General features: G+C 54.9%; 28 protein-coding genes. 12 read left to right on the top strand and 16 right to left on the bottom strand.

The genetic code is table 11. The features are described from left to right. Window positions 1-106: 106 nt before the first annotated feature. The 3 genes from nlpI (at window position 107) to J1782_RS20255 (ending at window position 3099) form a co-directional block, all read left to right on the top strand. The gene (nlpI, locus tag J1782_RS20265; RefSeq protein ID WP_112286786.1) at window positions 107-991 is read left to right on the top strand and encodes a lipoprotein NlpI; all 885 of its coding nucleotides are present in this window, start codon (window positions 107-109) and stop codon (window positions 989-991) included. A 115-nt stretch (window positions 992-1106) separates the two neighbouring features. Beyond that, the gene (gene yrbN / locus J1782_RS26575) at window positions 1107-1187 is read left to right on the top strand and encodes a protein YrbN (RefSeq protein ID WP_096335046.1); all 81 of its coding nucleotides are present in this window, start codon (window positions 1107-1109) and stop codon (window positions 1185-1187) included. After that, the gene (locus J1782_RS20255; RefSeq protein WP_152325282.1) at window positions 1177-3099 is read left to right on the top strand and encodes a DEAD/DEAH family ATP-dependent RNA helicase; all 1923 of its coding nucleotides are present in this window, start codon (window positions 1177-1179) and stop codon (window positions 3097-3099) included. The genes yrbN and J1782_RS20255 overlap by 11 nt, the downstream gene beginning before the upstream one ends. Window positions 3100-3189: 90 nt before the next feature. On the opposite strand, the gene J1782_RS20250 is transcribed toward J1782_RS20255, so the two are convergent. Continuing rightward, entirely contained in the window at window positions 3190-4215 is a 1026-nt protein-coding gene (locus tag J1782_RS20250) for a luciferase-like monooxygenase (protein WP_152325281.1), read from the bottom strand. A gap of 326 nt (window positions 4216-4541) precedes the next feature. On the opposite strand from J1782_RS20250, the gene J1782_RS20245 reads away from it, so the two are divergent. The 3 genes from J1782_RS20245 to J1782_RS20235 are packed head-to-tail and all read left to right on the top strand — an operon-like array spanning window position 4542 to window position 7845. Further along, window positions 4542-5516, top strand: a complete 975-nt coding sequence (locus tag J1782_RS20245; RefSeq protein ID WP_217153806.1) for an HlyD family secretion protein — start codon at window positions 4542-4544, stop codon at window positions 5514-5516. Beyond that, a complete protein-coding gene (locus tag J1782_RS20240; protein WP_101078331.1) occupies window positions 5513-6685 on the top strand; it encodes an ABC transporter permease in 1173 nt (390 codons plus the stop codon). Before J1782_RS20245 ends, J1782_RS20240 begins: the two co-directional genes overlap by 4 nt. Continuing rightward, window positions 6682-7845: an ABC transporter permease gene (locus J1782_RS20235; protein ID WP_152325279.1), complete on the top strand. Its 1164-nt coding sequence runs from the start codon at window positions 6682-6684 to the stop codon at window positions 7843-7845. Before J1782_RS20240 ends, J1782_RS20235 begins: the two co-directional genes overlap by 4 nt. Window positions 7846-7903: 58 nt before the next feature. Here J1782_RS20235 and J1782_RS20230 read toward each other — a convergent pair whose 3' ends face one another. Both J1782_RS20230 and J1782_RS20225 read right to left on the bottom strand, forming a co-directional pair. Beyond that, complete coding sequence (locus J1782_RS20230; protein ID WP_152325278.1) at window positions 7904-8782, bottom strand: U32 family peptidase; 879 nt, start codon at window positions 8780-8782, stop codon at window positions 7904-7906. A 14-nt stretch (window positions 8783-8796) separates the two neighbouring features. Next, a complete protein-coding gene (locus J1782_RS20225) occupies window positions 8797-9792 on the bottom strand; it encodes a peptidase U32 family protein (protein WP_217153805.1) in 996 nt (331 codons plus the stop codon). Window positions 9793-10106: 314 nt separating this feature from the next. On the opposite strand from J1782_RS20225, the gene J1782_RS20220 reads away from it, so the two are divergent. Together J1782_RS20220 and J1782_RS20215 are read left to right on the top strand one after the other, a co-directional pair. Beyond that, window positions 10107-10628, top strand: coding sequence for an SCP2 domain-containing protein (locus J1782_RS20220; RefSeq protein ID WP_217153804.1), 522 nt, complete (start codon window positions 10107-10109; stop codon window positions 10626-10628). Beyond that, on the top strand, window positions 10622-11125 hold the full coding sequence (locus tag J1782_RS20215; RefSeq protein ID WP_217153803.1) for a GNAT family N-acetyltransferase: 504 nt from the start codon (window positions 10622-10624) through the stop codon (window positions 11123-11125). The genes J1782_RS20220 and J1782_RS20215 overlap by 7 nt, the downstream gene beginning before the upstream one ends. 43 nt (window positions 11126-11168) lie before the next feature. Here J1782_RS20215 and J1782_RS20210 read toward each other — a convergent pair whose 3' ends face one another. After that, on the bottom strand, window positions 11169-11498 hold the full coding sequence (locus tag J1782_RS20210) for a GIY-YIG nuclease family protein (protein ID WP_208951567.1): 330 nt from the start codon (window positions 11496-11498) through the stop codon (window positions 11169-11171). A gap of 113 nt (window positions 11499-11611) precedes the next feature. On the opposite strand from J1782_RS20210, the gene J1782_RS20205 reads away from it, so the two are divergent. Next, window positions 11612-12064, top strand: a complete 453-nt coding sequence (locus J1782_RS20205) for a YhbP family protein (protein WP_208951566.1) — start codon at window positions 11612-11614, stop codon at window positions 12062-12064. 99 nt (window positions 12065-12163) lie between these two features. Continuing rightward, window positions 12164-12805 (top strand): hypothetical protein, encoded by a 642-nt coding sequence (locus tag J1782_RS20200; RefSeq protein ID WP_208951565.1) that lies wholly within the window; start codon window positions 12164-12166, stop codon window positions 12803-12805. An 84-nt stretch (window positions 12806-12889) separates the two neighbouring features. Here the strand turns inward: J1782_RS20200 and J1782_RS20195 are convergent, their stop codons facing one another. The 10 genes from J1782_RS20195 to phnF are packed head-to-tail and all read right to left on the bottom strand — an operon-like array spanning window position 12890 to window position 20484. After that, window positions 12890-13528 (bottom strand): DapH/DapD/GlmU-related protein, encoded by a 639-nt coding sequence (locus tag J1782_RS20195; protein WP_165058870.1) that lies wholly within the window; start codon window positions 13526-13528, stop codon window positions 12890-12892. An 8-nt stretch (window positions 13529-13536) separates the two neighbouring features. Next, entirely contained in the window at window positions 13537-14112 is a 576-nt protein-coding gene (gene phnN / locus J1782_RS20190; protein WP_217153802.1) for a ribose 1,5-bisphosphokinase, read from the bottom strand. A gap of 11 nt (window positions 14113-14123) precedes the next feature. Continuing rightward, window positions 14124-15260: an alpha-D-ribose 1-methylphosphonate 5-triphosphate diphosphatase gene (gene phnM / locus J1782_RS20185; RefSeq protein WP_217153801.1), complete on the bottom strand. Its 1137-nt coding sequence runs from the start codon at window positions 15258-15260 to the stop codon at window positions 14124-14126. Further along, window positions 15257-15964: a phosphonate C-P lyase system protein PhnL gene (phnL, locus tag J1782_RS20180; protein ID WP_152325265.1), complete on the bottom strand. Its 708-nt coding sequence runs from the start codon at window positions 15962-15964 to the stop codon at window positions 15257-15259. Before phnL ends, phnM begins: the two co-directional genes overlap by 4 nt. Before the next feature lie 27 nt (window positions 15965-15991). After that, window positions 15992-16783: a phosphonate C-P lyase system protein PhnK gene (gene phnK, locus J1782_RS20175; protein WP_152325264.1), complete on the bottom strand. Its 792-nt coding sequence runs from the start codon at window positions 16781-16783 to the stop codon at window positions 15992-15994. Next, the gene (locus J1782_RS20170; RefSeq protein WP_152325263.1) at window positions 16783-17658 is read right to left on the bottom strand and encodes an alpha-D-ribose 1-methylphosphonate 5-phosphate C-P-lyase PhnJ; all 876 of its coding nucleotides are present in this window, start codon (window positions 17656-17658) and stop codon (window positions 16783-16785) included. Before J1782_RS20170 ends, phnK begins: the two co-directional genes overlap by 1 nt. Next, window positions 17648-18730: a carbon-phosphorus lyase complex subunit PhnI gene (locus tag J1782_RS20165; protein WP_217153800.1), complete on the bottom strand. Its 1083-nt coding sequence runs from the start codon at window positions 18728-18730 to the stop codon at window positions 17648-17650. Before J1782_RS20165 ends, J1782_RS20170 begins: the two co-directional genes overlap by 11 nt. Beyond that, window positions 18730-19311 (bottom strand): phosphonate C-P lyase system protein PhnH, encoded by a 582-nt coding sequence (gene phnH, locus J1782_RS20160; RefSeq protein ID WP_217153799.1) that lies wholly within the window; start codon window positions 19309-19311, stop codon window positions 18730-18732. Before phnH ends, J1782_RS20165 begins: the two co-directional genes overlap by 1 nt. A 3-nt stretch (window positions 19312-19314) precedes the next feature. Then, window positions 19315-19758, bottom strand: coding sequence for a phosphonate C-P lyase system protein PhnG (gene phnG, locus J1782_RS20155; RefSeq protein WP_152325260.1), 444 nt, complete (start codon window positions 19756-19758; stop codon window positions 19315-19317). Next, window positions 19759-20484: a phosphonate metabolism transcriptional regulator PhnF gene (phnF, locus tag J1782_RS20150; RefSeq protein ID WP_152325259.1), complete on the bottom strand. Its 726-nt coding sequence runs from the start codon at window positions 20482-20484 to the stop codon at window positions 19759-19761. Window positions 20485-20750: 266 nt separating this feature from the next. Between phnF and J1782_RS20145 the strand changes: the two genes are divergently transcribed. Both J1782_RS20145 and J1782_RS20140 read left to right on the top strand, forming a co-directional pair. Then, window positions 20751-20912 (top strand): type II toxin-antitoxin system CcdA family antitoxin, encoded by a 162-nt coding sequence (locus J1782_RS20145; protein WP_217153798.1) that lies wholly within the window; start codon window positions 20751-20753, stop codon window positions 20910-20912. Then, the gene (locus J1782_RS20140; protein ID WP_104923467.1) at window positions 20912-21226 is read left to right on the top strand and encodes a CcdB family protein; all 315 of its coding nucleotides are present in this window, start codon (window positions 20912-20914) and stop codon (window positions 21224-21226) included. The genes J1782_RS20145 and J1782_RS20140 overlap by 1 nt, the downstream gene beginning before the upstream one ends. Before the next feature lie 36 nt (window positions 21227-21262). On the opposite strand, the gene nrdG is transcribed toward J1782_RS20140, so the two are convergent. Continuing rightward, window positions 21263-21727, bottom strand: a complete 465-nt coding sequence (nrdG, locus tag J1782_RS20135; RefSeq protein WP_217153797.1) for an anaerobic ribonucleoside-triphosphate reductase-activating protein — start codon at window positions 21725-21727, stop codon at window positions 21263-21265. Between the two features lie 4 nt (window positions 21728-21731). Continuing rightward, window positions 21732-23870, bottom strand: coding sequence for an anaerobic ribonucleoside-triphosphate reductase (nrdD, locus tag J1782_RS20130; RefSeq protein WP_217153837.1), 2139 nt, complete (start codon window positions 23868-23870; stop codon window positions 21732-21734). Window positions 23871-24171: the final 301 nt, after the last annotated feature.

Raw genomic sequence — 24171 nt, 5'->3', positions numbered from 1 at the left:
CCTTTCCAGCTGGAAGGGGGCTGTTCGTCTCACGAACGTAGGATGCGTTTGTGTTAAGCAAGCGGATGACAGGACGTTCATCCAATGTTTGTCTCCGGGAGTAGAAATGAAGCCTTTCTTGCGCTGGTGTTATGTTGCGACAGCACTTATGTTGGCAGGATGCAGCAACCATGATTGGCGTAAAAATGAAGTTCTGGCGATTCCGTTGCAGCCGACGTTGCAGCAGGAAGTCATTCTGGCACGCATGGAACAAATACTTGCCAGCCGGTCATTGACTGACGATGAGAGAGCACAGCTATTATATGAGCGCGGTGTGCTGTATGATAGTCTCGGGCTAAGAGCACTGGCGCGAAATGATTTTTCACAAGCGCTGTCTATTCGTCCTGATATGCCAGAAGTTTTTAACTACCTGGGGATTTACCTAACGCAGGCAGGCAATTTCGATGCTGCCTATGAAGCGTTTGATTCTGTACTAGAGCTTGATCCAACTTACAACTACGCGCGTTTGAACCGAGGTATCGCACTGTATTACGGTGGCCGATTCTCGTTAGCGCAGGATGATCTGCAGGCGTTTTATCGAGACGATCCAAATGATCCCTTCCGTTCGTTATGGCTTTATCTTGCGGAGCGAGAAATCAATCCGAAGAATGCCGAAGTAGCGCTCCAGGAGCGTTATGACAAAGCGGACAGAGGGCAATGGGGATGGAATATCGTCGAATTCTACCTGGGCAAAATCAGCGAATCTACGCTGATGGAACGCCTCAAGGCAGAAGCAACGGATAACACTTCGCTCGCTGAGCATCTCAGTGAAACTGACTTCTATTTAGGTAAGCATTACCTAAGTCTGGGGGACAAGAACAGCGCCGCGGCACTGTTCAAACTGACGGTAGCTAACAACGTCCATAACTTCGTTGAGCACCGCTATGCATTGTTGGAATTGGCGCTTTTGGGCCATGAGCAAGACGACCTATCAGAATCGGACCAGCAATAGCTGACGACACCAATCAGCCTTTTTAATCATGGTATATGCCATTTTTAAGCGCCTTAACGGGCGAGGGTTGCTTTGTTCGTTTTATAATCTAATTTGAGCCGGTTCACACTTTTCAATGAAAATGACTGAAAATTTTCTCGACGAGTTATGTAGACTGGCTGCCATTATTAATGAGGCACGTGTACATGACTACTGAGCTTGAAACCTCTTTTGCTGACCTGGGGCTGTCTGCTCCGATCATTTCTGCCCTGACTGATTTGGGCTACGAAAAACCTTCACCAATCCAGGCTGAGTGTATTCCTCACCTGTTAAATGGCCGCGACGTTCTGGGCATGGCTCAGACAGGTTCCGGCAAAACTGCAGCGTTCTCTTTACCGCTGCTGCATAACATCGATGCTTCACTGAAAGCACCACAAATTCTTGTTCTGGCACCAACCCGCGAACTGGCGGTTCAGGTTGCTGAAGCAATGACTGATTTCTCTAAACATATGCATGGCGTGAATGTGGTTGCCCTTTACGGCGGCCAGCGCTATGACGTTCAGCTGCGCGCACTGCGTCAGGGACCACAAGTTGTTGTCGGTACCCCGGGCCGTCTGCTGGATCACCTGAAACGCGGCACCCTGAACCTCTCTAACCTGAGCGGCCTGGTGCTGGACGAAGCTGATGAAATGCTGCGTATGGGCTTCATCGAAGACGTCGAAACTATCATGGCGCAGATCCCGGCTGAACATCAGACCGCGTTGTTCTCTGCAACCATGCCAGAAGCTATCCGTCGCATTACCCGTCGCTTCATGAAAGAGCCACAGGAAGTACGTATCCAGTCTAGCGTGACGACCCGTCCTGACATCAGCCAGAGCTACTGGTCTGTGTATGGTCTGCGTAAAAACGAAGCGCTGGTACGTTTTCTGGAAGCTGAAGATTTTGATGCGGCGATTATCTTCGTTCGTACCAAAAACGCGACGCTGGAAGTGGCTGAAGCTCTGGAACGTAGCGGCTACAGCAGCGCTGCACTGAACGGTGACATGAACCAGGCCCTGCGTGAGCAGACTCTGGAACGTCTGAAGGATGGCCGTCTGGATATTCTGATCGCAACCGACGTGGCAGCACGTGGTCTCGACGTAGAACGTATCAGCCTGGTTGTTAACTACGACATCCCGATGGATTCAGAATCTTACGTTCACCGTATCGGTCGTACCGGTCGTGCTGGCCGTGCAGGTCGCGCATTGCTGTTCGTTGAGAACCGTGAGCGTCGCCTGCTGCGTAACATTGAACGCACCATGAAGCTGACCATTCCAGAAGTTGAAATCCCAACTGCAGAAGTGCTGGGCGAACGTCGCCTGGCTAAATTCGCAGCCAAAGTTCAACAGCAACTGGAAAGCAGCGATCTGGATCAATACCGTGGCTTGCTGGCAAAACTGCAACCTGCAGAAGAGCTGGACATCGAAACGCTGGCCGCTGCACTGCTGAAAATGGCACAGGGCGAACGCCCTCTGATCGTTCCTGCTGATCAGCCGTTCAAAAGCCGTCCACCACGTCGTGAATTCGAAGATCGTGGCGACCGCGGTGACCGTGGCGACCGTCGTGACCGCCCGGCGCGTAACAGCGACCGCCCTGCACGTGATGGCGACAGCCCACGTCGTGAGCGTCGTGATGCTGGCGATATGGAACTGTATCGTATCGAAGTGGGCCGCGATGATGGTGTTGAAGTTCGTCACATCGTTGGCGCTATCGCTAACGAAGGCGATATCAGCAGCCGTTACATCGGTAACATCAAACTGTTCGGTACGCACTCCACTATCGAGTTGCCGAAGGGTATGCCGGGCGAGATTCTGTCTCACTTCACCCGTACCCGTATCCTGAACAAACCGATGAACATGCAGTTGATCGGTGATGCGCAGCCACAAGCTCCGCGTCGCGACCGTCCGGCAGGTGCTGGTGGTGAGCGTCGTGGTAACGGTGCTCCGCGTCCGTTCAATGGCGAACGTCGTGAGGGTGGCCGTGGTAACGGTGCTCCACGTTCTTTCAACGGCGACCGTCGTGAAGGTTCTTCAGCCGCTGGCGACCGTCGTCCGCCAAGCCGCGCACCACGTCGTACTACCGACGCATAATATTCTGATTTCAGTTCGCTGAATTTCAGATAATAAAAAACCAGCCTTTTAACAGGCTGGTTTTTTTTCGTCTGCCATTTACCGCGACGTTTATCCGATGCGCTGTTCTTTCACCAAATCCCCCTGAAGCTGAGAGACAATCTCGAACGAATGCAGACGCGCCTGGTGATCAAAAATCTGACCGTTGATCATCAGCTCATCGGCCTCAGTTTCACGCAGAATATTTTGCAGCCCCTGACGCACCGTCTCTTTATTACCGACCACTGACATGCGCAGTGCGTTGTCGACGCCAAAGCGTTCCTGTGCTGACCACAGGCTTTCAATGTTATCGACCGGCGCAGGGAGTTTACCCGGCATCCCGCGGCGCAGATTAATGAACTGCTGCTGATTGGAGGTAAACATCCGGCGCGCCTCTTCATCGGTATCGGCCGCAATCGCGTTGATGCACACCATCGCGTGCGGCTTTTCGAGCTGCGCAGAAGGCTGGAATTTGCTGCGATAAATCGCCAGTGCCTGATAGAGCATATCTGGGGCAAAATGGGAGGCGAAGGCAAATGGCAGACCTAGCGCCGCCGCCAGTTGCGCGCTGTACAGGCTGGAACCCAGCAGCCAGATTGGCACATGCAAACCTTGTCCCGGCACGGCCTGAACGGCCTGCTGCGGCTGAACGTCGCCGAAATACATCTGCAATTCCTGAACATCCTGCGGGAAATTATCAATCTCCCCGGAAAGATGACGGCGCAGCGCAATCATCGTGCGCTGATCGGTTCCCGGTGCGCGGCCCAGGCCGAGATCGACACGGTTCGGATACAGCGTCGCCAGCGTTCCGAATTGTTCAGCAATCACCAAGGGCGAATGGTTTGGCAGCATCACGCCACCGGAACCCACGCGTATTGTTTTCGTCCCGCCCGCAATATAACCCAGTAAAACGGACGTCGCGGCGCTCGCGATGCCGGTCATGTTGTGGTGTTCTGCCATCCAGTAGCGCTGATAGCCCCATTTCTCGGCGTTTTGCGCCAGACTCAGAGAACATTGAAAAGCCTTCGCCGGATCAGCACCTTGCGGGACGGGTGCCAGATCGAGCACGGAAAGGGGAACGGTGTTTTTATCAGACATAATCACGGCTCACTCGTTGATGAAGAGGAGGGGAAAGGGTGCATTCCGCTCATAATTAGACCGAGTATTACCCATTACGCGTTCATTGAATACGGCATTTGTGCCCTTAATTTCCGTTTAAACATGCTTAAAATAGATTGGAGTCGCCTAAACTATAATTTTAGCCAATATGTTGTTTTGTGTTAAAAAGTCTCTGCTCATCCCGCTATGATTTCATTGAAGTAAAAAATGCGCCTGAAAAGGCTGCGAAAGCAGGCAGGGAAAATGATGGAAGGGAAAACCAATGCCGGTAAATAATTCAGGCGAACAAAAAGGACGTGGTATCAATGAGTAAACGAATGTTATTAACCCTGCTGCTGGTGGCGGTTGCGGTTTCTTTGGCTGTTTTATTTCGTGCGCATAACGAAGATCTCCTGCTTCAGGGCGAAGTCGATGCGCCTGAAGTCATTGTCGCGTCGAAAGCCAAAGGCCGCGTGATTGAACGTCATGTCGAACGTGGCGATGACGTAAAAGCGGGCCAGTTGCTGATTACCCTCGACAGCCCGGAAATGATGGCGCAGCTCCGCGCGCTGGAAGCCGCACGCGATCAGGCCAAAGCCCAGCTCGAACTTTCTGTTAACGGGACGCGTGAAGAAAGCATCCGCAACCTGAAAGCGACACTGGCGCAATCTCAGGCCGAATACGTCAACGCCCGCGATGAATACAACCGCAATGCGAAAATCGCCGGGAAAGGCTTTATCTCCGCCTCCGACTTAGAAGATTCCCGCCGTGCGCGTGACAGCGCGTATGCACAAGTTCTCGTTGCTAAAGCCAATCTTGATGAAGGCATCAACGGCGACCGCGTGGAACAACGCGAGAGCTACGCCGCGCAGCTGCGTCAGGCGGAAGAAGATTTACTGGAAGTGAAAGCTCAGACCGATGATTTACAGGTGAAAGCGCCGGTAGACGGCGAAGTCGGGCCGATCCCGGTGGAAATTGGCGAGCTGCAAAGTGCGTCCAGCCCGTTGCTGACGTTAGTCCGTCTGCCTGATGCCTATTTCGTTTTTAACCTGCGTGAAGACATTCTGGCGGGCGTGCGCAAAGGCGACAAAGTGCAGATGCGCGTGCCTGCGCTGAATAATGAAATGATTGAAGCCGAAGTGCGTTATATCGCGCCGCTCGGTGATTACGCCACCAAACGTGCAACGCGCGCGACCGGTGACTTCGATTTAAAAACCTTTGAAGTGCGCCTTTATCCTGCCAAACCGGTTCCCGGATTACGTCAGGGCATGAGTGCACTTTGGCAGTGGAAGGCGAAGTGAAGCCGGTCAAAGCGCCGCGCAGTGAAAGGATAAAAGCCGCATGGCGCTGTTTCAGTCGTGCTTTTACCCGCGAGGCAAATTACGCCTTTCGTAAGCCGGTGATCCACTGGCTGTGCTGGATTTTCCCTTTACTTCTGTTTGGCCTGATCAGCAGCAACTTCTCTGAAGGCACCTTGCTGGATTTGCCCGTTTCAGTGGTGGATAACGATCACAGCACGCTATCCAAAACGCTGACCCGTAAACTCGACGCGGGTTCTCATGCGCACGTTCAGGCCTTTGAAGGCGGATTGCCGGAAGCGGAATACCGTCTGCGAACCGCGCAGGATTACGCATTATTGTATATTCCGGTGAACTTCGAAGCGGACGTACTGGCCGGTAAACAGCCGAGCGCGGTTCTGTATTACAACGCTCTGTTTTACGGTGCCGGGTTGTATTCCACGCAAGATTTCAGCGGGCTTATCACTGAGCTGAACACCAGCTACCGGTCGATTATCGCGACAGAAATCGGCAAAACGTTACCGTCACTGGCCAGCGTCGATCTCTCTTACGGTAGCCTTTTCAACGCCAGCGGCAGCTACATTTATTATCAGCAATTTGCCGCCACCATCCACCTTCTGCAACTTTTCACCGTCACCTGCATGATTTACGTGATGGCGCGCAGTCAGGCGCTGCTCAGTGCGCCGTCATTTACACTCGCGCTGCTCGGGAAACTCGCGCCGTACACGCTGTGTTTCACCACCTTGCTGATGGTGGAAATCGCCATGCTCGTGGGCTTTTTCGACGCACGGGTGAGCGGTAATCCGTTGTATATGCTGGTGATCGGCTTCTTTTATGTGATTGCCGCGCAAAGCCTGGGGCTGCTGTTATTTACCTTCACGAAAACGACCATCACCGCTTATACCATGATGGGGATTTTCGTCAGTATTGCGCTCACCTTCTCCGGGATGGCCGTTCCGGTGTTATCAATGCCGCTGCCGGCGCGTATTATTTCCGGCATCGAACCCCTGAGTTACGCGCTGGCGGCAATGTTTGATGTTTTCCTGCGTCAGGTATCGCTGCGCGGCATTCTGATGGTGTGCTGCATTCTGCTGATTTATCCGTTGCTAACCGGTGTGCTGGTGCGCAAGCGTCTGTATATGCGCATGAAACAACAGGAGCCAGGACAATGACCCGTCGCGAGTGGTTCAAAACCTGGTGGGGAACCTTCAGCAAAGTGCTTACCGGTTTGCTTGATAAACCGATGTGGATGATGTTGCTGCTTTCGCTATGTGTGATGAGCCTGGTTTACGCTAACCGCACAGTCTGGGATCTGCCAGTCGCTGTTATCGATCAGGATCACAGCACCGCCAGCCGCATGCTGACCCGTCAGCTGGATGCCACGTCGAAAGTTGAAACTAACCACTACGATAATCTCGCCGATGCCGAACGCGATCTGGCGTTGCGTAAATTGTTCGCGGTGATCATCATGCCGGTGGATCTTGAGAAGAAGATCCTCGCCGGGCAAAACATTGTGATCCCGGTGTACGGCGATGCGACCAACCGGCTGGCGAACGGGCAGATCCAGCAGGATGTGCTGGCGGCGTATCAGGCGATCCTCACGCAATACAACACAGATTTACTGCTCAGCAACGGCTTCAGCGAGCGGCAGGCCAGCGTGGTGTTGTCGCCGATAATCGGGCAGTCGCTGGATGTCTTTAACCCCGGCATCAGCTTCGCGGCGATTATCTTTCCCGGTCTTCTGGTTATGTTATTGCAGCACTCACTGCTGATCGCCAGCGTACGTGTCAGCATTGTGCTCAACAGCGGGCCTTCCGGAAAACCGGCGATACCGGCCTTTCTTGGCGGGATTTCAGCGCTGATCCCGGTCTGGTTATTCCTGTCGATTGTCCTGTTCGTGCTGTGGCCTTGGGTGTTGGGATACCGGCAGACGGCCAGCATTCCTGAAATTCTGCTGCTGACGTTCCCGTTTTTACTGGCCGTGCTCGGATTAGGCAAACTGGTCACGGAATGCCTGCGCAGCGTGGAACTGATTTACCTGACGCTGGCCTTTGTGACGACGCCGGTCTTTTACATTTCCGGCACCATCTGGCCGTTGCAGGCGATGCCCGCGTGGGTCAGGGCGGTATCTTCGATGCTGCCCTCGACCTGGGCGACCAAAGCGATTGCGGGGGTGAATCAGATGGGGCTGCCGTTTAAAGATGTTGGCGGCGACATCCTGATGCTTCTGCTTTTATGCGCGTTTTATACGTTCATTGGTATCGCCGTGGGGATGCTGCGCGACGGCGTGCGTCTGCGGGCGATTTTCAGGCCGCGGCGAAAAGGCGTCTGATCAAAAAAGGGATATTACCGAAAAGTAATATCCCTTTTTCATAGTGTCATTTTAGCGCTCAGCGACGCAGTTCCAGCCCGGCAATGCGCTGCCAGTAACCGTTGCAGTCGGCTTTGTCTGTCAGCATTAACGGATGCAAACCCCGTTCATTGGCGCGGAATTCCTCGAGAGTGGAAAGCGTCTCGTGAGTTTCCGGCGACAGCCGCACGATATCAACCAGCCCCTGCATCGACGTCAGTTCATTGCCCAGATTGTAGCAATAGCCACTTTGTGTCTGGATGCCGTTGAGGATAAACACCTGCTGATTTTCCTGCGACAGCATTTTCCGGCCCTGCGGATAATTGATGCAGCAGGTTTCGCATTCATCTTTCCCACGGTTTTCAGAACGAGCCGTGAAACAGCGCGCGGAATAGGCCAGTGGCAGATGCCCGTAAGACAGCACTTCCACTTCGAACTTATCCCGGATGCCCAGCTCCTGGCACTGATTCAGCAGATTCACCAGCCAGTCGCGGGAAAGCTCAACCGGCATACACCAGCGCACCATCCCCTGTTTTTGCAGCAGTTTCAGCGTGACGGCGTTGTAGCAGTTCAGCGCGTGGCCGACGACAAACGGGAGCCTGCGCTCAGACGCCATATTGACCGCGCCAAAATCGTTGGCTTCCAGCAGGAACTCACCGTTCTCGACGTAGCGTTTCAGCTCATTAAGTTCGGACGGCGCCTGCAACAACGCCAGTGTGGAAATCACCACCTGCTTTCCGGCTGACGCCAGTTCACGGGCGACATCCATCCAGTCACTGACCTTCATTTCGCGCCGTTTGGTACACACATTCTCGCCGAGGTAAATGATGTCGGCGCTGCTGTTTGCCGCTGCCTGATAAAAGTCTTCAACCTGCGCTTTTGGCCAGTAATAAAGGATGGCTCCTAGTGAATATTTCATGATGATCTCTTTAATTACTGCCATTTACGGTGATAGGCACCGAGCGTCGTTTGCGTACCCTCAGACATCGCGCCCAGCGCTTTCATCCAGGCTTCGTCGGTTTTGTAGTTTTGCGGATCGGCCATGCAGCGGTCTATGGCCATGCGCCACACGCGTGCCACCTGGCTGACATACGCCGGGCTGCGCTGGCGCCCTTCGATTTTCACCGAAGCAATATTGGCGGCGAACAGCTCCGGCAGTAATTCCAGCGTATTCAGGCTGGTCGGTTCTTCCAGCGCGTGGTATTTCGCGCCATCCACCAGATACCGGCCTTTGCACAGTGTCGGATAACCGGCGTTTTCGCCTTCGTCATAGCGGTCAATCAGCACGTCATTCAGCCGTGATTCCATGCCCTGTGCGGTTTGTTGCCAGCGCACAAAACGCGCCGGAGAACAGGCACCCACGGTATTGGGCGATTCGCCGGTGAGATAGGAAGAAAGGTAACAGCGGCCCTCGGCCATAATGCACAGGCTGCCGAACGCGAATACTTCCAGCGGCACGACGGTGGTGCGAGACAACTGGCGTACCTGATGCATCGAAAGCACGCGCGGCAGCACCACGCGGCCGACGTCAAAATTGTTTTTGTAGAAACGGATTGCTTCGTCGTTGGTGGCGGAAGCCTGAACGGAGACGTGGCGCTCGACGTGCGGATATTTCGTTGCGGCGTAATCCAGCATGGCAATATCGGCGAGGATCAGCGCATCGGCACCGAGCTGCGCGGCCATATCCACGGCGCGTTCCCAGCGCTGATAGCCGTCAGGGTGCGCAAATGTATTGATGGCGATATGCAACTTACGGCGGTGGCGGTGAACGTAATTTGCCGCCTCCTGCAATTTCTTCTCCGTGAAGTTCAGGCCTGCAAAGTGGCGTGCATTGGTGTCATCTTTCAGGCCGATATATACCGCATCAGCACCGTTATCGATGGCCGCTTTTAGCGCAGGTAAATTCCCTGCCGGGCAAAGTAGCTCCATTCTCGTTCCTTACTGCAACCGCACGCCGTGGCGAAAGGGTTGTGGGTGATGAAAAGCCAGTTGCCGACGTTATTCATTCATCAGTCAGGGCTTTGATTGGCGAACTATTTTAGAGAAGCTATAGATGCAATATTTTGATTTGAGGCAGTTTCTGGGGTGTTGAAGGCGCAGCAACCGTCGGGGAGGTTGTACGGGAGGTTTTTCTGTTGCAGTATTTATTGATGTACACCGCTGAACGTTACGGGCGATGTGGCAAAATAGTACAAATAGTTGCCAATAAATTGCCGAAAATGTTACCGAAAGGAGTAGTGCCAGTGTTGCAAAAACTACGTGCACGTTTGGTTCGTCAGGGACCATCCCTGTTGAGTGTGCCTTTGAAATTCACGCCTTTTGCGCTACAGCGTCAGGTCTTGCAACAGGTACTGAGCGGGCAGCTTCGTCAGGCGCTGGCCGATGGCGAACTGGATTTCCTCGAAGGCCGCTGGCTGAAAATTGACGTCAGCGATCTCAGCATGAGCTGGCTGATGTCAGTGGACGAAGGCAAGTTGATCGTTGCAGAAAAAGGCGACGCGGATGTCAGCTTTAGTGGTAACGCCAACGATCTGATTTTGATTGCTGCGCGCAAAGAAGATCCGGATACGCTGTTCTTTCAGCGTCGTCTGCGTATTGAGGGTGACACGGAACTCGGTCTGTACGTGAAGAATCTGATGGATTCTATCGATCTCGATACTATGCCGCTGCTGCTGAAAAATGGGCTGCTGCGCCTGGCCGATTTTGTCGAAGCGGGACTGCAAGAGGACCGTGAGCCGAAAGCTCCGGTAGCTGAGCCATGCTAATTCGCACTGAAATTCCGGTAGATGCCGCGGGCATTGACCGTCTGTTGCGCCGCGCGTTTCCCGGTGGTGCCGAAGCCGACCTGGTGCAGCAATTGCGCGAAGACGGCCTGCTGACGCTGGGCGTTGTTGCCACCGATGACGAAGGTGGCGTGGTCGGTTATGTCGCCTTCAGCCCGGTTGATATTCAGGGCGAAGATCGCAACTGGGTCGCGCTGGCACCGCTGGCGGTTGACGAGTCTTTGCGTCGTCAGGGATTGGGCGAAAAGCTGGTGTACGAAGGGCTCGATTCCCTGAACGAATTTGGCTACGCCGCCGTCGTGGTGCTTGGCGACCCAACGTATTACGGGCGTTTTGGTTTTAAACCAGCGGCAGTTCATAATTTGCAGTGCCGCTGGCCGGACACCGAAGCGGCATTCCAGCTCTTCACCTTGTCCGACGATGCCCTCAACGACGCCAGCGGGCAGGTGGAATTCTCCCCGCCGTTTGACCGGTTCTGATTTTCAGCGGGTCTGACTTCTAACGGGTCTGATTTCAGGCCCGTTAGTTTTCTTCCCGCGCCTTGTGTTCCTGACTCCCGCTATCCGGCAATCCAAAATAACGTTGCAGGGATACCGGTGCGGATTTCACCAGCAATTCCTTCTGAGGCTTACTCAGCTTTTTCACCCGGATTTCCAGCTTTGAGGCCAGAGAACGATCCCCCGCCACGCAGTGGAACACCAGCTCCAGTGCACCTTTTCCGCGTAATGCTTTCGCCCCTTTACCGGTCTGATGCCGGGCAAGACGCCGCGTCACGTCGGTCGTGATGCCGGTATAAAGCATGCCGGTGGGCGTTCTCAACATGTATAAAAACCAGACGGGAGAAGTGGACATAGACGCATCGTATTTGGAAAAGTTTGCGTAAGTTTACCTGAACCGCACGGCAGAATGACGTAAAACATCGGTGTGTCACGGTACACTGCGGGAAAGACGACAAGGATCCTCCGATGAATAACCCCGACGACCTGAAACACATTCTTAAATTCCTGACCAAAAATCATGTGCTGGCGCTGTGTGCCGCCGCCGACGGCGAGATGTGGAGCGCTAATTGCTTTTACGTCACCGATGCTGAAACCCTGTCTTTATACTTCATGACCGAACTGAAAACGTTGCACGGCACGCTGATGGCAAAATCGCCGCAGGTGGTGGGCACGATCGCGCCGCATCCGAAAACCATTGCGCTGATCAAAGGCATTCAGTATCGCGGTGAGGCGACGATCCTTTCCGGTGAAGAAGAGAGCCACGCGCGCCGTCTGTACTGCAAACACTTCCCGGTGGCGATCGCCATGAAAGCGCCGGTCTGGGCGCTGAAACTTAACAGCATCAAGATGACGGATAACGCCCTGGGATTTGGCAAAAAGCTGCTGTGGGATCGCGCGCTTTCTGATAAGCCTGAGTAACAGGAACTGTCTTATAGCGGGAAATTTACAATCGGGTAACACTTGAACTTATCTGTTTCTGAAATTCCATGTAAAGGCCGTTTTTTAAAAGGAAGTGATATGGCAAAAGTTCTTCTTCTGGGCGGAAGTGGTCTGATTGGGCGTGAGCTTTTGCGTCTGTTGCAGCTGGATCCGCGCGTTAGCCGGATTGTTGCGCCGAGCCGCCGCCCGCTGCCGCCGGGTAATAAACTGATCAACCCGCTCGGGGCGAATCTCACGTCGCTGGTGGTCGCGCTGGATGAGCCGATCGACCTGCTGTTCTGCTGCCTTGGCACCACGCGTAAACAGGCGGGCAGCGCGGAAGCGTTTCGCGCTGTAGATTACGATCTGGTGGTGGATTGCGCCAAAGCCGCGAAGGAACTCGGTGCGCGCCATTGTCTGGCGGTCAGCGCCAACGGTGCGGATGCGCACTCACGATTTCTCTATAACCGGACGAAAGGGGACATGGAACAGGCGCTGATGCACCAGGGCTGGACTTTGCTCACGCTGGTCAGGCCATCGTTGCTGGTCGGGAAACGCCATCCGCCGCGCCTGCTTGAACAACTCAGTGCGCCGCTGTTTAAACTGTTGCCGGGAAAATGGAAAGCCATCGATTCGGACGTTGTCGCCAAAGCCTTGCAGGAACAGGCGTTTAACGCAGGACTGGGCGGCGTCACCGTGCTGGAATCCGATCAAATCGCCGCCAGCATTGAAGAACTTTAATCCGCGTTCTCTGCTGACAGGGATCCTTATGATAAGGTATCAGCAAAAAACGCGAATTTTGCCCCGCAAGGATCGTCCCGATCCTTACAGATATTTCTCCGCAAACACATCCAGATTTCGAAAATCCGGCATTCTCTCTTTGAGCGTATCGTGATCCCAGTTCCACCACTGGCTGTTCTCGATCTTTTCGATCATTGAATCATCAAAACGCATGCCGATCTTTTTCGCGGCCACGCCCGCCACGATGGAATACGGCTCAACGTCTTTAGTTACCACGGCCGATGTCCCGATCACCGCGCCGTTCCCGACGCTGACGCCCGGCATAATCACGGCGTTATGGCCGATCCACACGTCGTTGCCGACGGTGACGTGATGTTCACGACGCCAGTCGAAAAAGTCCTGATCGTCTTCACCCAGCCCGTAAACCGAGCTGCGGTAGGTGAAATGATGCTGCGCAACGCGCTGATACGTCGGGTGATTACCCGGATTGATCCGGACATAGGTGGCGATCGACACAAACTTGCCGATGGTCGCGTAGAAGATCTGATTGTTGCCCGCCGTATACGAATAATCGCCGATCTGCGTTTCTTCGATGATCGCGTTATCGGCAATATGCACGTATTGCCCGAGCTGCGAACGGTTCAATTCGACCTGCTGGCCGATTTTCGGACGTGAATAATCCTGTTCGTCAGCTAAAGAAAACGGGGAAATGATGTCTGTCATAATCTCGCTCATGTTGAAGTGACGGAATAAAAAGAGGCGCTGACCGGCAGAGAAAGAATGGCCAGCAAATGCCGTAACGTGTCCTGTAACGCACCGTCGTTATTCAGCCGGTGGCAGCTCGCGGGCAAGGCGCTGTCATACTCACGGGCACGCGCCAGACGGCAGGCAATTTGCCCGGCGTCTTCGCGTCCGCGCCGCAATAAACGCGCAGCCAGCACCTCGTCTGAAACCTGCAAACACACCGGCACCAGCCGCTGGCCGTAACGCTGTTGCGCTTTCTCCAGATGCGCCCGCGAACCGTTGACCACCACGTGGCAACCGAGCTGCATCCAGGTGTCGATTTCGATTCCCACGCCGTACCGGCACTGATGCGCTTGCCATTCCAGCGCAAATAATCCGTGCTGGCGGCGCTGAATAAATTCGGCATCGCTCAGTGCAATATGATTCTCAGATCCTGCGTCAGCGGGGCGCGTAATGTAGCGATGCGCCACGGCGACATCCGCCGGTAAATGCTGGCGCAGCGCGTCCAGAAGACTGTCCTTTCCCGAACCTGAAGCGCCCATCAGATAAAGTAAACGACTCATTTTCTCTCCGTTTAAAATACCTGAATGCCCTGACGCCAGACGTTTTGCACATAGTGATGATCGCCATGCGCACGTGCCAGAACCAGATCGGCGCGTTTGCCTTCAGCAATTTCACCGCGATCCTGCAAGCCCAGCGCGTTCGCCGGATTGCGCGTTACCAGTTTCACCGCCTGCGGCAAACTGAAGGCATTTGTTTCATCATTGGCGATGCGGAAAACGGCGTCCATCAGGCTGGCGGGATAATAGTCGGAGGACAAGATATCCAGCAGGCCCAGTGATGCCAGTTTATGCGCCGCGACGTTGCCCGAATGCGAACCGCCGCGCACGATATTCGGTGCACCCATCAGTACCGCCAGCCCGCTGGCGTGTGAGGCGCGTGCCGCTTCTTCGGTAGTCGGGAATTCTGCAATCACGCTGCCGAGCGCCAGAGATTCCTCAACGTGTGCCGCCGTGGCGTCATCGTGGCTGGCCAGCGAAATATTCCTGGCGCGGCAATGGGCGGCAATCGCTTCGCGGTTTGGCTGTGCCCAGCGGCGCGACAGGGCGATTTGCTCTTCCTGATACGCGTCCATCTGCTCATCGTTCATGTGATATTTGCCCTGATAATACTCGCGGTATTTCTGTGGAGTGGCGAACTGGCGCTGGCCCGGCGAGTGATCCATCAGGGAAACCAGCGAGAGAACTGACGTATCCATCAGCTTTTCAAACAGCGGCAACGTGGTGTCGTGCGGCAGTTCGCAGCGCAGATGCAGACGGTGTTCAGCGCGGTTCAGCCCGGCGTTCTGGCTGTTGACGATGGCGTCGATCATCTTTTGCAAATTCTCCAGACGATGGCCGCCGTCGCGCACATCGCCCACGGCCACGGCGTCAAGCACCGTGGTGATCCCGCTCGCCACCATCAGCGCGTCGTGGCTGCTCATGGCGGAATGCGCTGGCCAGTCCACTTTCGGGCGCGGCGTGAAAAACTTATCCAGATTATCCGTATGCAGCTCGATGAACCCCGGCAGCAGCCAGCCACCCTGAGCATCCAGCGCCTGCGGCAGCTGACTGCGGCTGTCGGCAAAGGCGCAGATCACGCCGTCTTGCATTTCAAGCGATCCTTCAACAACCTGATCGTCGAGGACCAGTCTGACGTTATTTATGATCATGCGGACATCTCCGGAGCAGTTTCTGGACTCATTTCATACAGCCTGTCGGCAACGCGTTCGCGCACATCTCCATCATGGAAAATGCCGACCACGGCGGCTCCGCGGGCTTTCGCCTGCTCAATCAGCGTGACGACGGCGGCACGGTTAGTGGCGTCCAGCGAGGCGGTCGGCTCATCGAGCAACAGCACCGGATAATCGACCACGAAACCGCGCGCGATATTGACGCGTTGCTGTTCACCGCCGGAAAACGTGGAAGGCGCGAGATGCCACAGACGTTCCGGCACATTCAGATGGCGCAGCAGGGCACTGGCACGGGCTTCGCTTTGTGCTTTATCCACGCCCAGCTCCAGCAGCGGCTGCATCACCAGATTCAGCGCACTGATACGCGGGATCACGCGCAGAAACTGGCTGACCCAGCCGACGGTATGACGGCGTACGGCCAGAATTTCACGCGCCTCGGCGCTGACCATATCAATCTGCTGGCCCTGGTGTTCCACCCAAATTTTGCCGCTGTCCGGCAGATAGTTACCGTACAGCGAGCGCAGAAGGGTAGATTTTCCGCTGCCGGAATGCCCGTGCAGCACTACGCATTCTCCGGCATTCACTGTCAGGCTGGCGTTGCTGAAAACCGGTAATCTGGCGCTGTTCTGGTTATGCAGAACGAAAGTTTTACTGAGATTTTCGACCCTGAGCTTCGTCGTCATTTTGGTCACTCTTTCTCTGAAATTAGGTTAGGACAGCACGGAAGAAACGAGCAACTGCGTATACGGATGATGCGGATCGTCGAGCACGCGGTCTGTTAAACCACTTTCCACTACCTGACCTTGCTTCATCACCAGCAGACGGTGCGCCAGCAGGCGGGCGACACCCAGATCATGGGTGACGATCACCACTGCCAGCTGCATTTCCACCACCAGCGTGCGCAGCAAGTCCAGCAACCGTGCCTGAACCGAAACGTCGAGGCCGCCGGTCGGCTCATCCATAAACACCAGCCGCGGATGTGTCACCAGATTGCGGGCGATTTGCAGACGCTGCTGCATACCGCCGGAAAACGTGGTCGGCAGGTCATCGATGCGCGAAACCGGAATTTCGACATCTTCCAGCCACTGACCGGCTTTCTTGCGGATATCGCCGTAATGTCGCTCACCGACTGCCATCAGGCGCTCGCCGATATTGCCACCGGCAGAAACCTGACGGCGCAATCCGTCCATCGGATGCTGATGCACCACGCCCCAGTCGGTGCGCAGCAGACGACGGCGGTCGCTTTCGGCCATGTCATACAACGACTGCGCGCCGACCTGCCCGTTGTTGTAAATCACCTGCCCTTGCTGAGGCGCGAGGCGGGCAGAAATCGACTGCAACAGCGTGGTTTTACCCGAACCGGATTCCCCGACAATGCCCAGCACTTCACCCGGATACAGGTTGAAAGACACATCGCTGAAACCTTTGCCCGGCGCATAAAGATGAGTCAGGTTATTCACCGACAGCAGCGGTTCGGCGGCGAGATTTAAGGGAGTGTTCATCAGCGGTTAACCTCGTTGGAAGCCTGTTGCTCAACCTGCTGAGCACAAAAATCGGTGTCGGAGCACACGAACATGCGGTTACCCTGATCGTCGAGCACCACTTCATCAAGATAGCTTTGGTGCGAGCCGCAGATCGCGCAGGGTTCATCCCATTGCTGGACGGTGAACGGATGATCGTCAAAATCCAGACTTTCGACTTTGGTGAAGGGCGGCAGGGCGTAAATGCGTTTTTCGCGTCCGGCACCAAACAGTTGTAAAGCGGGCATCATGTTCATTTTCGGGTTATCAAATTTCGGGATCGGCGACGGATCCATTACGTAGCGATCATTCACTTTTACCGGGTAGGCATAAGTCGTGGCGATATGCCCGAAGCGCGCGATGTCCTCGTAAAGCTTCACCTGCATCACGCCATACTCCTCCAGCGCGTGCATTTTTCGGGTCTCTGTTTCGCGTGGTTCGATAAAGCGCAGCGGTTCAGGGATCGGCACCTGGAAAATCAGGATCTGATCTTCCTGCAACGGCGTTTCCGGAATGCGGTGACGGGTCTGGATCAGGCTGGCATCTGCCGTTTTCTCGGTGGTTTTCACCCCCGCCACGCTCTGGAAGAATTTACGGATCGACACGGCATTGGTGGTGTCATCCGCTCCCTGGTCGATCACTTTCAGCACATCTTTTTCGCCGATTACGCTGGCGGTCAGCTGGATCCCACCGGTGCCCCAGCCGTACGGCATCGGCATTTCACGGCCCGCGAACGGAACCTGATAACCGGGGATCGCGACGGCTTTGAGGATCCCGCGGCGGATCATGCGTTTGGTTTGCTCGTCAAGATAACCGTGGTTGTAACCCGTCAGGGTTCGGGCGGCATTATTGTTCATTGGCGGAATCCTGTTCTTTCGCGGCGCGCAGGCGTTTGAGCAATTCCAGTTCGGCCTGGAAATCGACGTAGTGCGGCAGTTTGAGATGCGAGACAAAACCGGCAGCTTCGACGTTATCGGCGTGGGACAGGACAAATTCTTCATCCTGCGCCGGACTGCTGATCTGCTCGTTGTATTCGCGGGTTTGCAGTGCACGATCGACCAGCGACATCGACATCGCCTTGCGCTCGGCGCGGCCAAACACCAGTCCGTAACCCCGGGTAAAGTGCGGCGGCCTGTCCTGCGGATCGACAAAACCGTTCACCATTTCGCATTCGGTCAGCAGGATTTCGCCGATATCAATCGCAAAGCCCAGCTCTTCAGGCACGATTTCGACGGTCAGCCAGCCGGTACGAATTTCCCCGGCGAACGGATGATTACGCCCGTAGCCGCGCTGGGTGGAATAACTCAGCGACAGCAGAAAACCTTCGTCACCGCGCACCAGTTGTTGCAGGCGTGCCGCGCGGGAAGCCGGAAACACCGGCGGTGTGCGGGTGATATCTTCCGGCTCAGCGCCGTCATCTTCTTCACGCACTGCCAGTTGTTGATTTTCCAGTAAATCAAACACATGGCCGCAATTCTCCGGCTGCGGTTCATCGGCAATCGGCGTGAACGGCGCTTCGCCTTCGGCCAGCAGTGCAAAATCCAGCAGACGGTGGGTGTAATCGTAAGTCGGGCCGAGTACCTGTCCGCCCGGCAAATCCTTATAGATGGCAGAAATACGGCGCTCAAGGCGCATCGCCTGAGTGTTCAGCGGCTCGCTGGTTGCCAGACGTGGCAACGTTGTGCGGTAAGCGCGCAGCAGGAAAATGGCTTCCACCAGATCGCCGCCGGACTGCTTAATCGCCAGCGCAGCCAGTTCGCGGTCGTAAATTCCGCCTTCGCTCATCACGCGATCGACTGCCAGACCCAGCTGTTGCTCAATCTGTTCGCAGCCCAGTTCATTCACTTGCGTATTGCCACGGCGTTCGTGCGCCAGCAGCTGATGGGCGGCGGCAATGGCCTTCTCACCCCCTTTAACGGCGACGTACATCAGCACACCTCCACGCGCGTGGTGCGCGGTACGGCAATCAGTTCTTCGCCGCAGGTGAACATAAAGTCCAGGCCGAGCGGGAAACGGTGAGGGCGGTTGAGCAGATAATCCCGGACACAATCAGGCAGCTGCGGGGAGATCATGCGGCTGCTTTCAATGCCCGGCCCGCGCAGACGCAGCGGCGTGCCGCCGGTCAGAGCTTCAAGCTGAACAATCACGCTGGTCGCCAGTTCCGGCGACATTTCATCACCGCACGGGAAAGCCAGTAACGTCGCGCTGTCGAGGGCCGGATCCGCCAGGGCAAAACTGACAGCGGAAGGGTCATCGGTCAGCACCGCGCTGGTATGAAAGCGCAGATTTTTCCGCAGGATTTCATCGTTGAGTGAAGCGCTAAGCCAAAGAGGGGTGTCGCTGTCGATAAGCGTCAGCAGCACGCAGGCGCTGGCGGAACCTAACGCCCCGAAGCCGGGCATGGCAGGCAACTGCACGCTGACACCGGGTTCGCTTAATGCTTTGAGAATACGACGGAAGCTGTACTGTGCATCGGCAACCGGATTTTGAAAACTGGCAACAAGTGACATGAATTATTCTCCGCGAACCAGAGTAAAGAAATCGACGCGACTGGCAGCCACTTCACGTGCGCGCTGCTGACGACGTTCCTGTTGCAGTGCAGCCAGCGGTGCTATCACGCGTTTATGCAGCAGTTCGTCCATGCCCTGCATTTGCAATAAACCATCGATAACGGCGCACAGTTCAGCGTGGGCTTTATTGCGTCCGCTGACGTAGCTGTAGCCATAGATACCGCCTTCCAGCTGAATGACGGCACGGGTGACGGTCATATCGCCCATCACAAAACGTTTGCCGGTACCGCCCATGCGACCCTGAAGTTGCGTCAGGCCGGTTTCGGCGGCGCGGATGCGTTCAAATTGCGGAGACAGATTCAGCGGTTGCCAGTGCGCGAGCAGTTCATCCGGGCGGCTGTGAGCCAGCACCGACATCCAGCGCTGGCGGGTTTGCAGGTGATCCATTCAGTGCTCCATGGTCAGTTCGATCATGTCGGCGCGCGTCAGGCTAACGGAATATTCCGCCACCGACTCGCTGCCTTCACAAATGTTCAGGGTGCGGACACACAGCAGCGGTGCCTGCGGGACGATTTCGAGCAATTTGCTCTCTTTTGCCAGCGCGCGGCGGGCATTGATGCGGGTGGTGCGGCGGCTGAGCTTTTGCTTAATCTCTTCGCGGATAAAATCGTGCAGCGAGCCGTTATGGAAGTTTTGCAACGCAGGCCACCAGTCGAGATCAGGTAAATAGTGGTCAATCACACAGACCGGAACACCGTTAACGCGGCGCAGCGTGCGCAGATGAATAACGGTGTCGCCTTCCTGACGGGACAACGCCGCCGCCACGTGATCGGTCGCCGGACGCAGCACCGCCAGCAGACGTTCGCTGGTCGGGTGACTGCCCTGATCCAGCAGGTTCTGGCTGAAACGTGCCTGTGAATGCAGCGGGTAATCGTAAGGGCGCATCAGCACCAGCGTGCCAATACCCTGACGGCGTTGCAGCCATCCGCGATCAACCAGCTCATCCACCGCACGGCGCAGCGTGTGGCGGTTGACCTTAAAGCGCTCGGCAAGCTGCTGTTCCGGCGGCAGATAATCGCCGCAGCGGTAACCGTTGCGCAGTTCCTGTTCCAGTTCAGCAGCGATTTGTTGATAAACCGTGGTGTGACTGGTCGGATGTCTAGATAAGTTCATCACAATGAATACCTCGCACGGGATAAACGGGCAGTGGCAGGGGAAAATTGATAGCGGTCTGAAAGGGTCATGATGCAAACCTCAGTGTGGCGTTGGCATCATCTTGGGCGTGCTAAGTGACAATTGGGTGAAGGTCTGGTTGCAGGAAAGTGAAGAGTTGGAAGATGTCTCGCAGGAATACATATCGGCGGTTTACGGCGTGAAAGCGGAGGAATACACTTTTTAAGTCGTGCAAGTTTTAACCGTCAATCACATAAGGATTATGTATGTCAGAAGCAAGAACAATGGAATTCAATGAGTTACCTGTTCAGGTAATGCCTGAAACACCGACTGAAATATGGGCGCGGGAGAACAGGAAAGGGATTGAGGCCATAAAGAAATATGCAGAGGAATATGGGGCTTTTTCTGACTATCAGCGCGCATTTTGATGGATCAGTACGCCATCTATACCAACAAGGGGGGAGGAAAAGCAGCCTATCCCTTTCTGCTGAATATTCATCATCCGTCAGCCGTGGGCTATCACCATACTGTCATGGTACCGCTGATTCCGTTGACACGGCTTATCGATTTTCCGCCTAAAAAACTTTGTCCGTTGCTCAAAATCCAACATCAGCATTATGTTGCCATGACGCACATGTTGGGAGGTGTTTCCCCGAAAGAAATCGGTGAGTGGATAAAACAGCTCGACGGTGAAATCTATGAAGTGAAAAACGCGTTTGATTTTTTGCTGAATGGAATTTAGAGAAAAGAGGGGGATGATTTCCCCTCTTAAAAGCGTCTATCGTAAATAATGAATCACCTGATTGCCGCTGCCGCGCCAGATGAGCGACGGGTCTTTCAGTTCCTGCACGAATTTCCCGTCGACCAGCACGTTGATCAATGTCGTCACTTCCTGCTGTTCAGCACTCAGTTCGCCGAGCGTATAACCGGTCCACATCCACACGTCTTTACCCGGACATTGCGCCTGTACGCGTAACAAAAGCTGACGCACCGCAGACAGATTCTGCGGATGCAGCGGGTCGCCGCCGGAAAGCGTCAAACCCTGACGCGGGATCACCGTGTTTTGCAGATCGGCGATGATGCGGTCTTCGTCTTCCTGCGTAAAAGGCTTGCCGGAATCCAGCCGCCAGGTGCTTTTGTTATAGCACCCGCGGCATTCATGGACGCAGCCGGAAACGAACAGCACGCAGCGTGTTCCCGGCCCGTTGACCACATCTATCGGGTAATACTGATGAAAATTCACTGCATTATCCCAGCTGTCCGTTACCCAGATGTTTAATCCGGCGCTTCACTTCTTCCTGCTTGCCAGCGTTAAACGGACGCGCATCCGGGCTGCCGAGATAGCCGCAGACGCGGCGGGTGACTGACACGCGTGAAGGTTCGTGATTGCCGCATTTCGGGCAGGTGAAACCTTTGCTGGTGCATTCGAATTCGCCGGTATAGCCGCAATCGTAGCACTCATCAATCGGCGTATTGGTGCCGTAATACGGCACGCGGGTGTAACTGTAATCCCACACATCTTCCAGCGCTTTCAGGTTGTGTTGCAGGTTAGGATACTCGCCGTAGCAAATAAAACCGCCGTTGCTCAGTGGCGGATACGGCGCTTCGAAGTCGAGTTTTTCATAAGGATTCACCTTCTTCTCGACGTCCAGATGGAAGCTGTTGGTGTAATAACCTTTATCGGTCACACCTGCCACCAGCCCGAATTCGGCTTTATCCAGACGGCAGAAACGGTCGCACAGGTTTTCGCTTGGCGTACTGTACAGGCTGAAGCCGTAGCCGGTTTCGTCTTTCCAGCTTTCCGTGGCGGCTTTCAGACGGGCAACAATCGCCTCGGCTTTTTCGCGTAACTGGCTGGCATCGAATACGTGCGTCTCGTCGCCGAACAGCGCGTTAATGGTTTCATGCACGCCAATGTAGCCGAGCGAAATCGAGGCGCGGCCATTCCTGAAGATGCCGGAAATATCATCGTCGGCTTTCAGGCGTACACCGCACGCGCCTTCCATATACAGGATGGGGGCGACGCGGGCTTTGATGCCTTCGAGACGCGCAATACGGGTCATCAGCGCTTTCTTGGCCAGCAGCAGACGTTCGTCGAGCAGCGTCCAGAATGCGGCTTCATCGCGGTTCGCTTCCAGCGCAATACGCGGCAGGTTCAGGCTGATCACGCCGATGTTATTGCGGCCTTCGTGGATCATTTCCCCGTTTTCTTCATACACGCCCAGGAAGCTGCGGCAGCCCATCGGCGTTTTGAACGAACCCGTGACTTTCACCACCTGATCATAATTGAGGATGTCCGGATACATACGCTTGCTGGCGCATTCCAGAGCCAGTTGCTTGATGTCGTAGTTGGCATCACCGGCTTTATGATTCAGGCCGTCGCGGATGGCAAACACCAGTTTTGGAAACACCGCCGTTTTGCGGTTTTTACCCAAACCGGCAATGCGGTTGCGCAGAATGGATTGCTGGATCAGGCGCGATTCCCACGTCGTGCCGAGACCAAAACCGAAAGTAACGAACGGGGTCTGACCATTGGCGGTGTGCAGCGTATTGACTTCATATTCCAGCGACTGAAAAGCGTCATAACATTCTTTTTCGGTGCGGTTACGGGCAAAAGCATCCGCATCGGCAATCTGCCATTCTCCGGCAGTCTGGCGATGTTTGTTAAAACTTGCGGTGACGAACGGAGCCAGCACTTCATCGATACGGTTAATGGTGGTGCCGCCGTAAATATGGCTGGCGACCTGCGCGATAATCTGGGCGGTAACGGCGGTTGCGGTCGAAATTGACTTCGGGGTGTCAATTTCCGCATTCCCCATTTTGAAACCGTGATTCAGCATGCCTTTGAGGTCGATCAGCATACAGTTGAACATCGGGAAGAACGGCGAGTAATCCAGATCGTGGTAATGGATTTCACCGCGCTCATGCGCCAGCACCACGTCACGCGGCAAAATATGTTGTTTGGCATAATGCTTGGCGACAATCCCCGCCAGCAGATCACGCTGGGTCGGGATCACCTTACTGTCTTTGTTGGCATTCTCGTTGAGCAACGCCATGTTGCTTTGTTCAACCAGGCCGCGGATTTCCTGATTCAGGCGTCCCCGCATTTCGCGTTTCACATCACGGTCGTGGCGGTACTCGATATAGGCGCGTGCCAGTTTTTTATGCGGGCCCGCCATCAGCTGATTTTCGACCGCATCCTGTATGTCATGAATATCGACGCGCGTCTGATCTTGCAGACTTTCAGCCACGACGCGGGCGACCTGCGCACAATAATCCTCGCTGTCGATACCGGCGGCAGCGGCTGCGCGTTGTACGGCTTGTTTAATCAGAACTTCATCGAAAGGGACCTGACAACCATCCCGCTTGATCACGATGGGTTGCATTTTGTTATTGGATTTTGCGGGTACGGATTCCAGTCTGTCTGCCTTCACAATGACACTCCTTTTACGCTCATTCCCGCGCCCCGCAAGGCTTACAGGCCGGTTGTGGGTGATAGGCGAGAAATCGCTACATATTGGGTTGGGTGTGTACTATACACACTAGATGTAGGATCTGCGCGAGCGTTAATTGTCATTTTATTGACCTGAAACAAAGAATTTTTTCGTCGGAAGAATAGGTGAACAAATGTTAATTCTGGCCTGTTTTTTGCGTGTTGTTTTTAAAGGAGATGCATAAAAAACAAAC

Source organism: Rahnella sp. BCC 1045 (assembly GCF_019049615.1).
GTDB lineage: Bacteria > Pseudomonadota > Gammaproteobacteria > Enterobacterales > Enterobacteriaceae > Rahnella > Rahnella contaminans.
Note: the sequence above shows the minus strand (reverse complement) of the source record. Positions and strands in the feature narration are given on the sequence as shown.